We start from the raw sequence: 14,318 nt of genomic DNA, 5'->3' as shown, positions 1-14,318 counted from the left end.
GTGGGGTGGGCCGCAGGCGGTCGGCCCGGTGCGCGGGTGCGCGGATCGAGGCCGTGGCCGCCGGCTCACATACGGAAGACGCCGTACGGACGGGGGTCGGCGAGCGGGGCGTTGGCACAGGTGGTGAGGGCGAGACCGAGCACGGTACGGGTGTCCATGGGGTCGATCACACCGTCGTCCCAGAGCCGGGCCGTCGAGTAGTAGGCGTTGCCCTGCCGCTCGTACTGCTCCCGGACGGGCCGCTTGAACTGCTCCTCGGCCTCGACGGGCCACTCCTCGCCCTGTGCCTCCAGCTGGTCCCGGCGCACGGTGGCCAGGACGGAGGCCGCCTGCTCACCGCCCATGACCGAGATCTTCGCCCCGGGCCACATCCACAGGAAGCGGGGCGAGTAGGCGCGTCCGCACATCGAGTAGTTGCCCGCGCCGTACGAGCCGCCGATCACCACGGTCAGCTTCGGGACCCGGGTGCAGGCGACGGCCGTGACCATCTTGGCGCCGTGCTTGGCGATGCCGCCCGCCTCGTACTGCCGCCCGACCATGAAGCCGGTGATGTTCTGCAGGAAGAGGATGGGGATGCCGCGCTGGTCGCACAGCTCGATGAAGTGGGCGCCCTTGAGGGCGGACTCGGCGAAGAGCACACCGTTGTTGGCGACGATCCCGACCGGGTGGCCGTGGATCCGGGCGAACCCGGTGACGAGGGTGGCGCCGTACTCGGCCTTGAACTCGGCGAACCGGCTGCCGTCCACGATCCGGGCGATCACCTCGCGGACGTCGTACGGGGTCCGGGGGTCGACGGGCACGGCGCCGTACAGGCTCGCCGGGTCCACTGCGGGTGGCTCGGCCGGAGTCAGCGGCCAGGGCTTTCCGGGCCGGGCGCCGAGCTCGGAGACGATGGTCCGGACGATGGAGAGCGCGTGGGCGTCGTCCTCGGCCAGATGGTCCGTCACGCCCGAGGTGCGGGAGTGCAGTTCGCCGCCGCCCAGCTCCTCGGCGGTGACGACCTCGCCGGTCGCCGCCTTCACCAGCGGCGGGCCGCCGAGGAAGATGGTGCCCTGGTTGCGGACGATCACCGCCTGGTCGCTCATCGCCGGGACGTAGGCGCCGCCCGCCGTGCACGAGCCGAGCACCGCCGCGATCTGCGGGATCCCGGCGGCGGAGAGGCGCGCCTGGTTGTAGAAGATCCGTCCGAAGTGGTCGCGGTCCGGGAAGACCTCGTCCTGCATCGGGAGGAACGCGCCGCCGGAGTCCACCAGGTAGATGCACGGGAGGCGGTTCTCCAGGGCGACTTCCTGAGCCCGGAGGTGCTTCTTGACCGTCATCGGGTAGTAGGTGCCGCCCTTGACGGTGGCGTCGTTGGCGACCACCACCACCTCGCGCCCGGCCACCCGGCCGATCCCGGCGATCACGCCCGCCGCCGGGGCGGCGCCGTCGTACAGCCCGTCGGCTGCCAGCGGGCTCAGCTCCAGGAAGGGGGAGGCGGGGTCGAGGAGCGTGTCCACCCGGTCGCGCGGCAGCAGTTTGCCCCGGGAGGTGTGCCGGGCCCGGGCCTTGGCGCCACCGCCGAGTGCGGCGGCCCCCAGCTTCTCCCGCAGCTCGGCCACCAGGGCCTGGTGGGCGGCGGTGTTCGCGCGGAAGGCGGCCGAGCCGGCGTCCACCGAACTCTCCAGCCGGGGTGCGGGCGCAGCGGAGGCCGGCGAGGCGGCTGCCTCGAACGGGCCCGTGTGTGCGTCGGTGAACAGTCCCGGTGCCGTACCTGCGGGTGAGGCGGCGGCCGGGCCGACGGTTGAGAAGACCATCCCAAGAGCTCCCTTGCCCTCGGAGCCGGGTATGCGGACAGGTGAGTCCGCCACCCTGTTAATGAGCGTTAACTCCTGCCGCCCAGGTTAACCGTCGATAACTCGACTGTCTACGATGGACGTCATGTCGAACGCCCAGGCTCCCTCCGCGCTCTCACGCCGCGACCAGATCCGGAAGGAGGCCGCGCGCCTCTTCGCCGCACGTGGATTCCTCGGTGTCGGCGTCGACGAGATCGGCAAGGCGGTCGGCATCAGCGGCCCGGGTCTGTACCGGCACTTCTCCGGCAAGGACGCCATGCTCGCCGACCTCCTGGTCGGCATCAGCGAAAGGCTGCTGGACGAGGGCCGTCGCCGGGCCGGTGACGCGCCGGACGCGGCCGGTGCGCTCGACGCTCTGATCGGCGGACACGTGGACTTCGCGCTGGACGACCGCGACCTGATCACCCTGCACGACCGTGAACTGCTCCATCTGAAGGAGGAGGACCGACGGCGCGTGCGGCGCCTCCAGCGCGGCTACGTCGAGCTGTGGGTGGAGGTGGTCCGCGAGGCGTTCCCGGCGCTGGCCGGGTCCGGCGGCGAGCAGACCGCCAGGGCGGCGGTCCACGCGGTCTTCGGGCTGATCAACTCGACCCCGCACAGTGCCGGTCCCCAGCCGGCGCAGGGCGAGCGGTCGGGCTTGACCAGGGACGGAATGGCGGCGCTGCTGCACAGTCTGGCGCTGGGTGCGTTCGCGGCGGCCGCCGCCACCGCCGGGCCCGGCGAGGACTGAGCCCGGCCGGGCGTCCGGCATTCGCAGCCGGGTGGCCCACGGCCGGCCTGCGACCGGCTTGGGACCAATGGAGGTCGCGGTCGGGGCGCCAGACCGGTGTGCTGCGCCTGTGGGTTCATCCAGGCTGGTGAAAGCTGATGGAAGACGGGAAGCAGGTCGGCCCGCGCGCTGTTCCTGTCTCTGCAGGCCCGTCGGAATCTCGATGGACTCCCGCCCGACCGAATGGTTAGTATCCCTAAATATGCCTGAGACTCACGGATCCACAACGGAGCTTTCGCCAGGCGGCAGGGCAGACCGCGACCTGTCCGGCACAGGATCGGAGACCACCCGTTCGGCGAGCGGCCCCCACCCCGGGCCCGAGCCGACTTCGCAGCCGCAGCCGCAGACTGGGCCCCAACCGCAGGCCGAGCCGGGCTGGCTCACCAGGCTGTCGCGCTACTGCTGGCGCTACCGCCGGAACGTACTGCTGTCCTTCGGAGCTTCGCTGGTGGGGATGGCCATCACGGCCGTGGTCCCGCTGATCACCAAGCTGATCATCGATGACGTCATCACCGCCCACACCCGTTCACTCGCGCCGTGGGCGGCGGCGCTGCTGCTGGCCGCCGTCCTGGTCTTCGTCTGCACCCAGGTCCGCCGCTACTACGGCGGCCAGCTGGCTCTGGACGTCCAGCAGGATCTGCGGACCGACCTCTTCCGCTCGCTCACCAGGCTCGACGGTGCCCGCCAGGACGCGCTCGACGTCGGTCAGGTGGTCGGCCGGGCCACCTCCGACCTCCAGTTGATCAACGGCCTGCTCTCCATGCTGCCGATGATGACCGGCAACTTCCTGATGTTCGGCATGTCGATCCTGGTGATGCTCTGGCTCTCCCCGCCGCTCACCCTGGTCGCGCTGGTGATGGGTCCGCTGCTCTGGTGGATCGCCACGCTCAGCCGGAAGCGACTGTTCCCGGCCACCTGGGCGGCGCAGCAGGAGGCGGCGGCCGTGGCGGGCGTCGTGGACGGCGCCGTCGGCGGTGTCCGGGTGGTGAAGGGCTTCGGCCAGGAGGCCCAGGAGCGCGGAAAGCTGGAGCAGGTTTCGCGCGGTCTGTTCGGTGCGAGGCTCCGCTCGATCCGGCTCAACAGCCGCTACACCCCCGCCATGCAGGCGGTCCCGGCACTCGGGCAGGTCGCCGTGCTCGCCCTGGGCGGCTGGCTCGCGGTCCGCGGCCAGGTCTCGCTGGGCACCTTCGTGGCCTTCTCCGCCTACCTCGCGCAGATGACCAGCCCGGTCCGCATGCTCACCATGCTGATCACCGTCGGCCAGCAGGCCCGTGCCGGTGTCGAGCGGGTGCTCCAGCTGGTGGACCAGCAGCCCGTGATCCACGAACGGGCGGACGCGGCCGAGCTCACCTTCCGCACCGCGGACCACTCCACCGAGGACCACTCCACCGCGGGCCGGCCCACCGCGGACCGCTCCGGCAAGCCGGACCGCCCGGTGGTCTCTCCCGTCCCGGGGGCACCCGCGCTCCAGCTCGACCGGGTGGACTTCCGCTTCGGCGATGCGCAGGACACCGACCTCGTCCTCAGGCACCTGAGCATCGAACTCGCCGAGGGCGAAACGCTGGCGCTGGTCGGCACCTCCGGCTCGGGCAAGTCGACCGTCGCGCAGCTCGTGCCGAGGTTCTACGACCCGACCGCGGGCGCGATCCGGCTGTACGGCCACGACCTGCGCGAGCTCACCCTCGACTCGGTGCGCGGCACGGTCGGCATCGTCCCCGAGGACAGCTTCCTGTTCTCCGAGAGCGTCCGGACCAACATCGCGTACGGGCACCCGGACGCGACCGACGAGCAGGTGGCGGCAGCGGCGAGGGCCGCGCGGGCGGACGGCTTCATCGCCGAGCTGCCCGAGGGCTACGACACCAGGGTCGGGGAGCAGGGGCTCACCCTCTCCGGCGGCCAGCGCCAGCGGATCGCCCTCGCGCGGGCGATCCTCAGCGACCCGCAGGTGCTGCTGCTCGACGACGCGACCTCAGCGGTCGACCCGCAGATCGAGGCCGAGATCCACGAGGCGCTGAGGGGCGTGATGGCCGGCCGGACCACGCTCCTGATCGCCCACCGCCGGTCCACCCTGCACCTGGCCGACCGGATAGCTGTGCTCGACCACGGCCGCCTGATCGACCTCGGTACCCATGAGGAACTCGAAGACCGATGTCCTCAGTACCGGGCGCTGATCACCGACCCCGATGCGGCCGACCGTCCCGCTCCCGACACCGCCGCCGTCCGGGCCGGGCAGCCGGAGGTGCCGCGCGACGGCGCCGAGCGGCCCGGTGAGGGCAGGCAGGCCGAGTCCGCCGACCGCGACAAGGCGGAGCTGCTCGCCAGGGTGGCCGCCCTGCCACCGGCCACCGACACCCCGGACGTCCTGGTCCCCGCAGCCGAGGCCGGTGACCCGGACTTCAGCCTCGGCCGCCTGCTGAAGCCCTTCCGCCGCCCGCTGGCCGTCGCCCTCGTGCTGGTCGCCCTGGACTCGGCAGCCGGGCTCGCCCTCCCGGTGCTGATCCGGCACGGGATCGACGACGGCGTCAGCAGGGCCGCGATGTCCGGCGTCGCGGTCGCCGCCCTGGCCGCCCTCGCGGTCGTGCTGCTCGACTGGCTGGTCCAGAGCGCGGAGACCAGGGTCAGCGGACGGACCGGTGAACGCGTCCTCTACACCCTGCGGCTCAAGATCTTCGCCCACCTGAACCGGCTGGGCCTGGACTACTACGAGCGCGAGCTGTCCGGCCGGATCATGACCCGGATGACCACCGACGTGGACTCCATCTCGAGCTTCCTGCAGACCGGTGTGGTCACGGCCGTGATCAGCGTGCTGACCTTCTTCGGGATCCTCGGTGCGCTGCTGGTCATCGACGCCAGCCTGGCCCTGGTCGTCTTCACGGTGCTTCCGCTGCTGGTGATCGCGACCGTGGTGTTCCGCCGCAAGTCGACCACCCAGTACCAGATCTCCCGGGACCTGATCAGCACGGTCAACGCCGACCTCCAGGAGAACGTGGCCGGCATGCGGATCGTCCAGGCGTTCCGGCGCCAGGACGCCAACACCGCACGCTTCGTGGCCCGCGGAGTGGAGTACCGCGACGCCCGGGTCCGGGCGCAGCTCTACATCTCGCTGTACTTCCCGTTCGTGCAGTTCCTGTCCAGCGTGGCGGCCGCACTGGTGCTGATCGCCGGGGCCTCCCGGGTGGACGCGGGGACGCTCACCATCGGTGCGCTGGTGGCGTACCTGCTGTACATCGACCTCTTCTTCGCGCCGGTCAACCAGCTCTCGCAGATCTTCGACGGCTACCAGCAGGCGTCCGTCGGCCTCGGCCGGATCCGTGAGCTGCTGCGGACGCCGACCAGCACCCCCGACGCGGAACATCCGGTGCCGGTGTCGGAGCTGAGCGGCGAGATCCGGTTCGAGAACGTCAGCTTCGCCTACAACGGCGGCGGCGACGGGAACCCCGACGTGCTGTCCGCCGTCGACCTGCACATCCCGGCCGGGCAGACCGTCGCCCTGGTCGGTGAGACCGGCGCCGGGAAGTCCACGCTGGTCAAGCTGGTCGCCCGGTTCTACGACGCGACCGGCGGTACCGTCCGGATCGACGGTACCGACATCACCCGGTTCGACCTCGCCCAGTACCGGCACCGGCTCGGCATAGTCCCGCAGGAGGCGTACCTCTTCGCCGGGACGGTGCGGGAGGCCATCGCGTACGGCCGGACCACCGCCACCGACGCCGAGGTCGAGGCTGCCGCCCGGGCGGTCGGCGCACACGAGATGATCACCGAGCTGTCGGGCGGCTACGACCACGCGGTCGCCGGCCGGGGCCGGAACCTCTCGGCCGGGCAGCGCCAACTGATCGCGCTCGCCCGCGCCGAACTGGTCGCCCCGGACGTCCTGCTCCTCGACGAGGCCACCGCCGCGCTCGACCTGGCCACCGAGGCTGCGGTCAACAACGCGGCGGACCGGTTGAGCGGCGGACGGACCACCCTGGTCATCGCCCACCGCCTGACGACCGCTCAGCGCGCGGACCGGATCGTCGTCCTGGACCGCGGCCGGGTGGTCGAGGACGGCACGCACGACGAACTGCTGCGCCGCGACGGTGCGTACGCCGGTCTGTGGCGGGCCTTCGTCGCGGACGGGCACCCCACCCGGGAGCACCTGGAGCCGGCCCCGGCGGCAGGCTGAGCCCGTACTCGGCCCCAGGGGGGCGGGGCCGGGTCGGCTGCCGGCCTCGCTGCTCGGAGGTTCACGCGGCGAGCAGCGAGGTCAGCAGCGGGGATGCGTCGATACCGTGCGGCAGGCCGCTGACCTGGCCGTCGCCGACCTCGACCACCCGCCAGCCGGTTCCGTCCACCCGGCGGGCCAGGTCGGTGGTGATGAAACGGCAGCCCAGTGCGCGTACCAGCGGCTGGACGTCGGACAGGTCGGGGTCGACCTCGGACTGCGGGCTGTCGGGGTGCGGGCCGACCAGGACCGGTTCGCCGTCCACCCACCAGACCCGGGCCTCGACGGTGCGTCCCTGCGCGTCCTGCGCGAAGTCCTCGTACCGGCGCAGCACCACGCCACCGGCCAGGAACTCGCCCTGGAGCTCCACGAAACGGGACACCACCCGGGTCAGCCCCGGCAGATCGGCCAGCTCGGGCACGTAACACGCCTCGGCCCACTCGTCCTTGCGGGACTTGACGTAGTCCTTGACGACGGCCGGGCCGCGCCCGCCGATCCGGTGCGCGGCGTCCGCGAGTGCCTCGCGGTCCGGCGCACCACCCGGGATCCAGGCGCTCGGTGGCGTCGCGCCCTCGAAGACCGGGTACCAGCCGGGCAGTTCGTGGGCATCGGCGTAGGCGGCGGGCGAGGTCAGCAGGGAGCAGCCGCGTGCCGCGAGGGCGGCGGCCAGGGCGGCGTAGGCCGGTACGGGCACCATCCAGCCCCGGTACCAGAGCGGCCCGTACGCTTCGGGCACCCGGCGGACCGCCGCACCGGCCTCCCCGGCGAGCAGCGCGTCGTGGTCGACGAGCACGTACTCCCCGCCCAGCTCCCGCACGAGTTGGGCTTCCCAGACGAAATGCGGATCGGGCCGGCGGGGCGTCAGCGGATCGGAGGGCAGCAGGATCACAGGTCCGAGCATGGGCCCCAGCGTAGAACCGGGACGCCGCGCGGGGCAGGGGAGTTCCCGCGCGTCGTCGGCGCCGGGGCGCCGAACTCCCGCTCGACAGCAGCTCCGGCCGCTGCGAGGGTGATCCGATGCGTACTCCGAGGCAAGCGGCCCGAACCGTGGTAGTCGCGCCCGATGGCGCGGTCTTCCTCCTGAGGTCGGACAACATCGAGGTGGGCGTGCACTGGACCATGCCCGGCGGCGGGATCGAGGCGGGGGAGTCCCCGGCCGAGGGCGCGCGGCGCGAGCTGTGGGAGGAGACCGGCTGGACGGACCTCGCGCCCGGCCCGCTGCTCTGCACCTGGGAGCACGACTTCACCTGGCACGGCACCCCGGTCCGCCAGCACGAGCACATCTTCCTCACCCGTGGGCCCCGGCGCGGCCCGCTCGGCGACGTCAGCGCGGTGCATGCGGCGGACCGGATCCTCGGCTGGCGCTGGTGGACCCCGGCCGATCTGGCGGACGAGCACGCCGAGGCGCTCTGGCCACCGCAACTGCCCGAGCTGCTCGCCGCGGTGCGGGGGAATCCGGAGCACCTGACGGCCGACGCCGCGGTCCACCTGGGCTACGTGCCGAACAGCGGACCGTAGGCGCCTCAGCCGCCGGTGTCCGCTGCTCCGCGCTCCGCCTGCCAGCCGCGCAGGTCCAGCTCACGGTCGTGCAGCGCGTCCGGGTTGATCAGCACGGTGAGCCGGACCTCGGGCAGCTCCTGGAAGGCCAGCCCGGTCGCCGCGAGCAGCAGGTCGGTCGGGACCGACACCGCGATGGCGGTGCGCCAGGACGGCAGCACGGCCAGGCTGGTGCCCCGACTCAGCCGAACCAGTTCGACCGGCACCCGGCGTGGCGCCGAAGAACTCTGCGCGCTCGGCGGCTCGGCGTACGTCGGGGAGGCCCCGATCAGGATGCCCATCGGGGTCTGCGGCGCGTCCGGCGCGTCCGGCGTTTCCGGTGCCTGCGGCTCTCGCGGTTCTGGTGGTGCTTGCGGTGCCGGTGTTGCTTCCGGTGCCCGGCTGGGCTGTGGCTGTGTCGCGATCGGCGGCTCTGTCGACGGCGGGGCGCTCTCCGCAGCCGGTGCCGGGTCGTCGCTCCGGGAGAGTGGCACGGGTGCGGACGCCGGCCCGGACTGCGGCGTCGGCTCGCCGCGCGGGTGCAGCCGGCTCAACCGCCGGGAGGGTGCCGGACGACGGATCCGCCGGAAGTCCGGCCTCTCGGGGAACGGCGCGACCGGGCCCGCCGGGACGGTTGCCGGGCCGGTGAGCGGGAGACTGCGGGGCTGCCCGGCCGTCCCGGCGAGTTCCAACAACCGCAGTACCTCGGACTCCGGTTGACGGCAGGCCGCCGCCAGCATGCCGACGTCGGCACCCTGCTCGTACGCCGTGCGGAGTCTGCTCGCCAGTCCGGCAAGGAGCCAGGCCGCGGTGGTGGCTTCGGCGTCCGCTGCGTCACGGTCGGCCGCCGAGGGCCGGCCCGGGGAGTCGTCGGATGGTGACTGGTCGAGCGAGGTCATCAGTACGGGCCCTCCGAAAAGCTGGTCGGATGATCCTCCCGTACGAGCGCGTGAGCAGCCAAGGGGAAACCGAAGACTGACGGACCGTGACCCGAGCCGGCGGCCGGTGGGTCAGGGCTGCCGCCGACTCCGCCGCGGCCCTCCAGTCAGGCTCCCGGCGCCAGGAATCCCGTCAGGTCGGCCAGCACCGCGTTCGCCGCCGCGGCCCCGAGCCCGAGGAACCAGGTCTCGTCCGCCACCGGCCGCGCCTGCCCGGACTTCACCGCACCGAGGGTCTTCCAGAGCGCCCCGCCGAGCACCGTGTCCTGGGTGGTCGAGCTCGGCGAGCCGTACACGCCGTAGAAGATCCAGTCGGCGTCCGCCTTGTCGATCTGCTCGGGGCTGACCTCGACCGCGAGCTCCTTGACCTGCTCGATCTTCGGCTGGGGCAGCGGGATGTCGGCCAGCATGGTGCCGATGAAGGAGAGTTCGGCGTAGAGCCTGGTCCGGCCGGGCATGAAGCGGAGCGGGGTGATGGTCGGCAGCCGACAGCCGGCCGCCGGCCTTGGCGCTCAGCCTCCCGCCGATCCCGGTGTCGGCAGCCTGGTAGGCCGTCAGCCGCGCCTTCGCCGCCTCCTCCAGGCCGAACGGCGCGGCGTTGAGGACGAAGTTCTGCTTCCAGGGGTAGCCCGGACGGATCGAGAAGACGGTGGGCGCGATCTTCGAGAGCGCCGCGTACTGGTCCTGCGCCCGTAGCTGGCTGCCGAGGATCAGATCCGGCTTCAGGTCTGCGATCGCCTCCAGGTTGAGCCCGGTGATGGTGCCGACCCCGGCCGGGCTGCCCGCCTTGTCCTTGAGGTACGAGGGCATGGTCTTCGAACCGTCGGTGTACGCGACGCCGACCGGCTGGCCGCCGAGCGAGACCACGTTGTCGAGCTCGCCGGTGTCCAGCACGACGACCCGGACCGGCCTCTTCGGGATGACCGTGCTGCCCATCGCGTGCCTGACGGTGCGGGCGAAGACACCGGCCGCCGCGTCCGTGCCGAAGCCCTTCATCTTCTCGATCACGCCGGCGTAGTCGTCGCCACCCTGCTTGACCGCCTTCTGGTCGGTCTTCGCCGTGGCCGACGCGGCCCCGGCCCCGCTGTCGCCCGACCCGCCCGACCCACCGCAGGCGGTGAGCAGCCCGCCGAGGCCGACCACGGCACCCGAGGCCAGGCCGGCGGTGAGGAAACCGCGGCGGGAGGTGCGAAGGGCGTTTCGGCGGTCGGCGGAGGTGGGGGCCATGCGCTGCTCCTCATGTCGAATGCGGAGTCCGGTCTCAGGTTAGGCAAACCTTTGCCCACTGTCACGAGGGCGGGCGCTCCTGCCGCGAACTCCGCGGCAGCCTGCGTGACCTGGTGCTCAAGGGCATTACACCGCTGCTCGGCGGACTGCTGCTGACGTTGGTCCTCGCCCAGACGCAGGTCGACTCCTTCCGGAGAAAACCGGAGTGGCCGCCCACCGCGAGGCGCTACCCTCGGGGCCATGAAGCAGCTTCCGTGCCTGAGCTGGTGGCCGTCCTAGGACGGCCACCACCCCAGGCATGACCAGGGCCGTCCGGACGGGCGGCCCTGTTGCGTTCCCTTCCCGCGGGCCACACCGACGGACGCGCCACCACCGTCGGCGCACCGGTGCCGACACCCCGTCAGCCCGCCCGAAGGAGAACCCCGTGCAGACCAGCACCGCCCAGGTCCGGCAGGATCCCAGCCGCTACCGCGTCCTCACCGGGGACCGACCCACCGGACCGCTCCACCTCGGCCACTACTTCGGCACCCTGCAGAACCGGGTCGAACTGCAGCAGCTCGGAGTAGAACTGTTCCTGGTCATCCCCGACTACCAGGCACTCACCGACCGCGACACCGCCGACCGCCCCGCCGAACTGGCCGAGGAAATCGTCCTCGACTACCTGGCCGCCGGAGTCGACCCCGAGCACGCCACGATCTTCACCCACAGCGCCGTACCCGCTCTCAACCAGCTGCTGCTTCCCTTCCTCAGCCTGGTCAGCGTCGCCGAACTGCACCGGAATCCCACGGTCAAGGACGAGATCGCACACTCCCGGCAGAGCTCGGTCAGCGGACTGATGCTGACCTACCCGGTACACCAGGCCGCCGACATCCTGTTCTGCAAGGCGAACCTCGTCCCCGTCGGCCAGGACCAGCTGCCACACCTGGAGACCGCACGGACCATCGCCCGCCGCTTCAACGACCGGTACGGGGCCGCCGTCTTCCCCACCCCCGAGGCGCTGCTCTCCGCAGCCCCGATGCTCCTCGGCACCGACGGCGGCAAGATGAGCAAGAGCCGGGGCAACGCCATCACCCTCGGCGCGGACGAGGACCGGACCGCGCGACTGATCCGGGGCGCCAAGACCGACACCGAACGGCGGATCGGCTACGACCCCGAGCAGCGCCCCGAAGTGTCCAACCTGGTCCTGCTCGCCGCCCTGTGCGAAGGGCGCAGCCCGCAGGAGGTGGCCGAGGAGGTCGGTGACGGCGGATCGGCCGCGCTGAAGCGGCGCGCGACCGAGGCGGTCAACGAGTACTTCCGCCCGATCCGCACCCGCCGCGCCGAACTCGCCGCAGACCGGTCCCACCTGAGGGCCGTCCTGCGAGCCGGCAACGAGCGCGCCAACGCCGAGGCCGACGCCACGCTGGCGGAGGTGCGCGAGGTCATGGGTATGCGCTGAAGTCCCCACCCCCGGGTGCGGTCCGGGCCGGCCGGGCGCCGGACCGCTCACCCCGGCGTCCGCCTGCGCCCCCGTCTCCGCCGTCGTTCCCGCTGCGCTTCTGCTGTGCTTCTGCCGCGCTTCCGGTGAGTTCTGCGAGCGGTACGACCGGCACCCCTCGGGTGATCGGGGTCCATCCGAGCGGGCATACCGTTGGTGACCGATCACCACAGACCGTCCCCCGAGGGAGGATTCCGCCGATGGACCGACTCCAGCCACCCGACACGGACCGACGCCCACGCCGCCTGGTCCCGGGGGACCGAGTCGCACTGGTCGCCCTGAGCAGCCCGGTCGAGCCCGACCGCCTCTCGGCGGGCACGGAACTCCTCCGCAGCTGGGGGCTCGACGTCATACCGGCCGAGCACCTCCGCGACACCCACCCGACCCTCCGTCACCTGGCCGGCACCGACGCCGCCCGCGCCACCGACTTCCAGCGCGCCTGGCTCGACCCCACGATCGCCGCCGTCATCTGCGCCCGGGGCGGGTACGGCGTGCAGCGGATGGTCGACCTGCTCGACTGGGACGTACTCCGCGCGGCTCCCCCGAAGACGCTGGTGGGCTTCAGCGACGTCACCGTCCTGCACGAGGCCTTCGCCCGGCACCTGGGCATCCCTACGCTGTACGGGCCGATGGCTTCGGGCGCCACCTTCATCACGGACCGCCCCACGGCCGACCACCTCCGCCGCACCCTCTTCCACCCGGCGGACACGACGGTCCTCACCTCGGCCACCGCCGAACCCCTGGTACCGGGACAAGCCCACGGCATCACGGCCGGCGGCTGCGCCTCCGCCTTGGCCACGGACCGGGGCACCCCGACCGCCCGGACCTCCTTCGCAGGCACGATCCTGCTGCTGGAGGACGTCAACGAGCATCCGTACCGGCTCGACCGCATCATCACCCAGCTGATCCGCTCGGGTGCGCTCGACGGCGTGGCCGGCATCGCGCTCGGATCCTGGGAAGGCTGCGGTCGGATCGACCAGGTGCGCGAGGTCATGCTCGACCGGCTCGGCCCACTCGGCGTACCCGTCCTCTGGGAGCTCGGCTTCGGCCACGGCCCCACCAGCCTCACCATGCCGCTCGGCGTCCCCGCCCACCTCGACGCCGACGCGGGCACGCTCACCTTGGCGGCGCCGGTTCTCACGACCGGCACCGATGAGTAGGGTGCGGCCATGCACGTGGACGGCCGCAGCAGACGCAGCAACCCATCCGACGCCCCCGGCCCCGCCGGCCCGGGGCGAGTCGGCCGCCCGGCCACCGCGAACACGGCTCAACCCCTGATCAGCGGCCGCGCGGAACTCCTCGCATCGACCCTCGGAATGCTGCACGGCCGCACCCACACTGTCGGCCGGAGCATCCTCGGCCTGGCCGGCCCGCCCGGAACCGGAAAATCCACCCTGGCCCATTTCCTGGTCGAGGAGATCAACCGCCAGGCGGGCTCCGGCACTGCGGCCCACCTTCCGCTGGACGGCTTCCACCTCTCCAACGCCCAGCTCGAACGCCTCGGCCTGCGCGACCGCAAGGGCTCCCCGCCCAGCTTCGATGCCTGGGGCTACGTCGCCCTGCTGCGCAGAGTCCTCGCCGAGCGCTTCCAGGACGTGTACGCCCCCGGCTTCGACCGGGCACTCGACGAACCGGTCGCCGCGCAGCACGTGATCCGACCGCACACCCGACTCGTCATCACCGAGGGCAACTACCTGGTCGGCGCCGACGCCCCCTGGCCCGAGGCCCGCGCCCTGATGGGCGAGCTCTGGTACGTGGAGACGGACGACCACGTGCGGGACAGCCGGCTGATGCAGCGCCACACCGACGGCGGCCGGGCTCCCGACGCCGCCCGGCACTGGATCAGCTCGAACGACCACCCCAACGGCGAGTACGTCAAAGCAGGTCGTGCGGTCTGCACCCGGATCGTCGGCGACTGGGATTTGCCCCCGGTCCCCGATGGGGGTAGTGTTCTCTAGTCGCTCGGCAGGGAGCACCGGACACGCATCGGCGCGGACGGTCCCGGAGCGGCCAATCCTCTGAAACACCACTTCTTCTGTTCGAGCTGAGTCGTGCCCCGGCATGTCTCGGTTGGGATTGTTGTGTGCTTTTCTGGATTGCGGCCGGGTTCGCTTCTCGGAGCGGGGATCGGCTAAGGTTTGGGGCGTCGGACAGGCCGTCAGGTCGGTTCGACAAAGGCTTTTCCGAGAGCCGGGAAGCGTGAAAGACGGCCAGAGCGATCTGATAGAGTCTGGAACGCCGAAAGGCCGAAGGAAAGCGGATCGGGTGAGTGAAACTCCGGAAAACGGAGCGGAAAGCATCTGATAAGCTGGAAACACGAAAGAACGAAGCGCCC

10 protein-coding genes and 1 pseudogene are annotated in these 14,318 nt (G+C 71.9%); 6 read left to right on the top strand and 5 right to left on the bottom strand.

Annotated features, from left to right (window positions below; all coding sequences use genetic code 11):
- Nucleotides 1-65: 65 nt before the first annotated feature.
- Entirely contained in the window at nucleotides 66-1,796 is a 1,731-nt protein-coding gene (locus UK12_RS06810; protein WP_082119379.1) for a carboxyl transferase domain-containing protein, read from the bottom strand.
- Between the two features lie 124 nt (nucleotides 1,797-1,920).
- On the opposite strand from UK12_RS06810, the gene UK12_RS06805 reads away from it, so the two are divergent.
- Together UK12_RS06805 and UK12_RS06800 are read left to right on the top strand one after the other, a co-directional pair.
- Nucleotides 1,921-2,565, top strand: a complete 645-nt coding sequence (locus UK12_RS06805; RefSeq protein WP_045300789.1) for an SACE_7040 family transcriptional regulator — start codon at nucleotides 1,921-1,923, stop codon at nucleotides 2,563-2,565.
- Nucleotides 2,566-2,866: 301 nt separating this feature from the next.
- Nucleotides 2,867-6,766 (top strand): ABC transporter ATP-binding protein, encoded by a 3,900-nt coding sequence (locus UK12_RS06800; RefSeq protein WP_442973778.1) that lies wholly within the window; start codon nucleotides 2,867-2,869, stop codon nucleotides 6,764-6,766.
- Between the two features lie 61 nt (nucleotides 6,767-6,827).
- On the opposite strand, the gene UK12_RS06795 is transcribed toward UK12_RS06800, so the two are convergent.
- Nucleotides 6,828-7,706, bottom strand: a complete 879-nt coding sequence (locus tag UK12_RS06795; RefSeq protein ID WP_045300696.1) for an ATP-grasp domain-containing protein — start codon at nucleotides 7,704-7,706, stop codon at nucleotides 6,828-6,830.
- A gap of 116 nt (nucleotides 7,707-7,822) precedes the next feature.
- Between UK12_RS06795 and UK12_RS06790 the strand changes: the two genes are divergently transcribed.
- Entirely contained in the window at nucleotides 7,823-8,323 is a 501-nt protein-coding gene (locus UK12_RS06790) for an NUDIX hydrolase (protein WP_045300694.1), read from the top strand.
- Between the two features lie 5 nt (nucleotides 8,324-8,328).
- Here UK12_RS06790 and UK12_RS39450 read toward each other — a convergent pair whose 3' ends face one another.
- The 3 genes and pseudogenes from UK12_RS39450 to UK12_RS44965 all read right to left on the bottom strand — a co-directional run.
- A complete protein-coding gene (locus tag UK12_RS39450) occupies nucleotides 8,329-9,240 on the bottom strand; it encodes a hypothetical protein (RefSeq protein ID WP_156178579.1) in 912 nt (303 codons plus the stop codon).
- A 146-nt stretch (nucleotides 9,241-9,386) separates the two neighbouring features.
- Entirely contained in the window at nucleotides 9,387-9,737 is a 351-nt protein-coding gene (locus tag UK12_RS43035; protein WP_231591075.1) for a hypothetical protein, read from the bottom strand.
- 139 nt (nucleotides 9,738-9,876) lie between these two features.
- Nucleotides 9,877-10,215: pseudogene (locus tag UK12_RS44965) on the bottom strand (ABC transporter substrate-binding protein); the annotation flags it as partial.
- A 715-nt stretch (nucleotides 10,216-10,930) separates the two neighbouring features.
- Between UK12_RS44965 and trpS the strand changes: the two are divergent.
- The 3 genes from trpS (at nucleotide 10,931) to UK12_RS06765 (ending at nucleotide 13,941) form a co-directional block, all read left to right on the top strand.
- Nucleotides 10,931-11,944: a tryptophan--tRNA ligase gene (gene trpS / locus UK12_RS06775; RefSeq protein ID WP_045300690.1), complete on the top strand. Its 1,014-nt coding sequence runs from the start codon at nucleotides 10,931-10,933 to the stop codon at nucleotides 11,942-11,944.
- A 239-nt stretch (nucleotides 11,945-12,183) separates the two neighbouring features.
- Complete coding sequence (locus UK12_RS06770; protein WP_045300688.1) at nucleotides 12,184-13,143, top strand: S66 peptidase family protein; 960 nt, start codon at nucleotides 12,184-12,186, stop codon at nucleotides 13,141-13,143.
- A 9-nt stretch (nucleotides 13,144-13,152) separates the two neighbouring features.
- Complete coding sequence (locus UK12_RS06765) at nucleotides 13,153-13,941, top strand: nucleoside/nucleotide kinase family protein (RefSeq protein WP_197084613.1); 789 nt, start codon at nucleotides 13,153-13,155, stop codon at nucleotides 13,939-13,941.
- Nucleotides 13,942-14,318: the final 377 nt, after the last annotated feature.

This window comes from Saccharothrix sp. ST-888, from assembly GCF_000955975.1.
Lineage (GTDB): Bacteria > Actinomycetota > Actinomycetes > Streptomycetales > Streptomycetaceae > Kitasatospora.
Note: the sequence above shows the minus strand (reverse complement) of the source record. Positions and strands in the feature narration are given on the sequence as shown.